The sequence below is a fragment of the Pseudomonas sp. P5_A12 genome (genome assembly GCF_056400685.1).
This window is the reverse complement of sequence record NZ_JBFUKU010000434.1, coordinates 1-3318: the sequence shown is the minus strand read 5'-3', so window position 1 is coordinate 3318 and position 3318 is coordinate 1. Positions and strand designations below refer to the sequence as shown.

The following is a 3318-nucleotide window of genomic DNA, read 5'->3' as shown; positions in this document are numbered from 1 at the left end:
GGTATCGAAGTGGGTGTAGGTCAGACCGGTTTCGACGCTGAACTTGCCGCCGCCGAAGAACCCACTGGCTTCGTCGTACAGGTTGGAAACGCTTTGGGCCGGTTGCGAGTCATTCTGGAGCGATTGGCCGTATGAACTGCTTGTGGTTCCCGGTGCACCGGAGGCCACCGTCTGACCACCCTTGACCGTTTCAGCAGGGGATTTGGTCAGGCGTTGGGGCACGGGCGTCGCTGGTGCTTCTTCGACTTGGCGAACGCGTTGCTCCAGGACCATCAACGCGTTCTGTTGCGCTTCGTAACGCTGTTTCAACTCCATGAGTTCTTTTTTTAGTGCTTCGACCTGGGGGTCCGTTGCTGCGTATAGCAGTGTGGCCGGGGCCAGGCTACTCAAACAAATGATAACTCTGAGCGTTAGCGATCGGTGCATGTTTAGCCGTCCCTTCTGACACTCCATCTGGTGAGACTCAGCGTAGATCAGAATCCGAGAGCGCGAATGCCTTTGAGCTGGTCAAGGTTGCCGCTCACCGAACCGGCTGTCGGCACGTTGTCACGCAGCACGACATTGAAGGACGTGAGGTTGCGGACCTGGTTGCCACTGCCGAGCAACGTCGTGTTCTGCATCATCCCACCCTGCGCCAGGCGCTGTACGGTACTGCCCTGGTTGTTGTTGGCCACAATGTTGAGTTGTACACCCGTACCGGTCGAGGAAACACTCAGCGAGCCCGCGCCATTGGCGCCGACCAACGTCGAGCCTGCGGCCAACGCCTGACCCTGCTGTTGCGTGGCTGGCGCTTGGTTAGCCTTTGTGATGTTGATGTCGACGTTGTTGTAGGCAGTATTATTGTCGCCGGCAGCCCGCACGACTTGAGTGACGCCGTCGGTGCTGTTAAGGCCGCTACCGCCAGTGACGGTACCGGTTCCAATACCTTGCGGATGCGCTGAACCATTACCTTTGTCGTCGATCATCGTCACATAGAACTGTGGCTTGATGGTCGATTGTTGAATTTGCATCGAGGAAGTTGCCCCGATCACTTGACCGTTGGCATTTTGCCAGGTGCTGGTCATGGCAATGCCAAAACTGATGATCCGTCCCGGCATGACATAGCGGCCTCGCAGGGCCGCCAATTCCTGATCGTTCAGCTCAATGGGTTTGAATGTCTGTGCCTGGCTCGGCAGGCTGGCGACCAGGCAAACCACGGACAGCCAGATTGGAGTCTTCATTGGTTGCTCCCGGAGCGTCGTGCTCCTTGTTATTAGAAGAAGTCGCTTTGAATGAATCCGAAATCCATCAATTCCGCGTCTTGCACCGGGTTGAAGGTGTTGATGCGGTTTTTGGCGGTCAGTGGCAGGGGCGGATCGAGCAACGCATTGGTTTTGTCGTAGCCCTGACCAATGACGGCAAAAATGATGCCGTTCCAGCCTTTGACAAACTCGTCGACTTTGTATCGTTTATGTCCGAGTACCGGATCTCCGATATATACCCAGCCGTTATGGACTCTTTGCAAGACCACAAAATGTTTGTAACCACGGACATCCATGAGTACCACTACCGGAATTTTGATTTCGCTCAACGTTTCCGTCGCTACCCGGTAGCCACGTGCTCGCATGCCGATACTTTCCACGTAGTGCTTCATGTCGAGCATGGAAAATCCCTGGACGCGGACAAGGTCTTGATCGGAGTGTGCCAACATGCCTTCGATGACCTGTTCTTCATTCACGTCCAGCCAATAGGCCTGGCGCAAAATGGTCGCCAGTGCAGCTGCGCCGCAACTGAAGTCGGTTTTCTGTTGCACCAGGTCGGCAAATTTGCGCTCGCGGATGCTCTGGATCGGCTTATACACCACCGCGCCGCCCGGCAGGATGGAAAGCGGCATTTGTGCAGCCTCGATCACGTTGGTCACGCAAAGCAAAAATGCCAAGGCGATAATGCGCATGGTTGGACGCCTTCTGGTCGTGTTTAAAAAGGCCCCCGTAAGGGGGCCTCCAGAGACAGCCATTAGAACGATTGGTTGGAAATGGCCAGCGAGTTGCTTTGTTGGTTACCCACACCAGCAGCCACGTTGACGCCCAGGTTGCCACTGCCGCCATTCACCGAACCGCTCAGGGTTGCAGTGTTGGTCACAGGGTTTGCCCAGCCAGTTGGAGTCAGCACTTGATAGGAGTATGTGTTGCTCAAATCAAATGAACTGCTTTCAGAGTAACTTTTCGCTACGTCTTTCGCAGACTCTGACGTTTTGCTGCCCGATTTTTCGGACGTTGTACTGGCGGATTTTTCGAACGATTTACTGCCTGATTTTGTGAATGATGCGTCGAACGCTTTTTCGAACGATGAAGAACTCGATTTTTCGTTCGTTTTATCGACCGATACGTTAAGCGTTGCATCGAGCGATGCGTTCAGCGATGCGTCGACAGAGTCGCTGCGGGTGCGTTCATTATCGCCTCTGGTTCGAGTAACGGTACGAGAAGCGTCCGCAGCTGCGGTCAAGGTAGCGTTCAACGCAGCATTCAAAGTAGAACTCGAAGCAGAGTTCGAATTAGCGCTCCTGGAACCGCTCACATCAACGCTTTTGGTACCGCTCACATCAAAGGTCTTGGAACCGCTGGCAGTAAAGCTCTTGGCATTGTTTACAGCAAAGCTCGAAGAAGCGCTCTTATCAATGCTCAAGTTGGATGCTTTATCGTAATTGGCACTACCGCTTGACGAAGTGGTAACTGTCAGCGTAGTCAGCTCAGTTGTGCGATCGGCGTAGTTGTTCACTACCAGGCCAGGACCGTTTTGATCGGCAGAAGCGGTGGCGGTTGCGTTACCCAACGGTGCGTTGGAGTTGGCAATGGCCATGGTGTTTTTCTGTTGGTTAAGGTCGCCACCAGCAATGTTGATACCCATATTGCCGCTGCCGCTATTGCCCGATCCGCTCATCGTGGCAGTATTTGTGCTGCCGTAGTTGTCGACCTTGTTACCGTTGCTGAATTGCCGGACGCTAGCGCTGGCATTGGACGTGCCGAACACGAAGCTGTTATCGAGACTGGAGTCAGAAGCAGCGTTTGCGATGGCGGCCGCGTTGTCTTGTTGGTTGCCAGCGCCTGCAGCCACGTTGACACCGACGTTGCCGCTAGTGCCATCGCCAGAGCTGCTCATCTCGGCTGAGTTGACAGTCCCTTGGTTGAGGACGCTGTTGTCGGTACTACGTTGCCTATCTTCCGCATTGGCAGTCGCACGGATAGGGATCATTGTTGGACGAGGGGGTTGATCGTTTTGTTGGCCAGTCTGGTGACGACCAATATGCTGATCATCATTGTCGCCCCGATCGCTCTGGGC

The 3318-nt window shown here is 54.6% G+C and carries 4 protein-coding genes; all 4 read right to left on the bottom strand.

What is annotated here, in order from left to right; genetic code table 11:
- The coding region (locus AC1DSG_RS29395) for a coiled-coil domain-containing protein (protein ID WP_477794007.1) at positions 1 to 426 on the bottom strand (426 nt) is incomplete at its 3' end.
- A gap of 47 nt (positions 427 to 473) precedes the next feature.
- Positions 474 to 1220, bottom strand: a complete 747-nt coding sequence (locus AC1DSG_RS29390) for a hypothetical protein (protein WP_477794006.1) — start codon at positions 1218 to 1220, stop codon at positions 474 to 476.
- Between the two features lie 32 nt (positions 1221 to 1252).
- A complete protein-coding gene (locus AC1DSG_RS29385) occupies positions 1253 to 1933 on the bottom strand; it encodes a C39 family peptidase (protein ID WP_477794005.1) in 681 nt (226 codons plus the stop codon).
- Between the two features lie 62 nt (positions 1934 to 1995).
- Positions 1996 to 3318: heme utilization protein (locus tag AC1DSG_RS29380; RefSeq protein WP_477794004.1), on the bottom strand; the 1323-nt coding region annotated here is incomplete at its 5' end.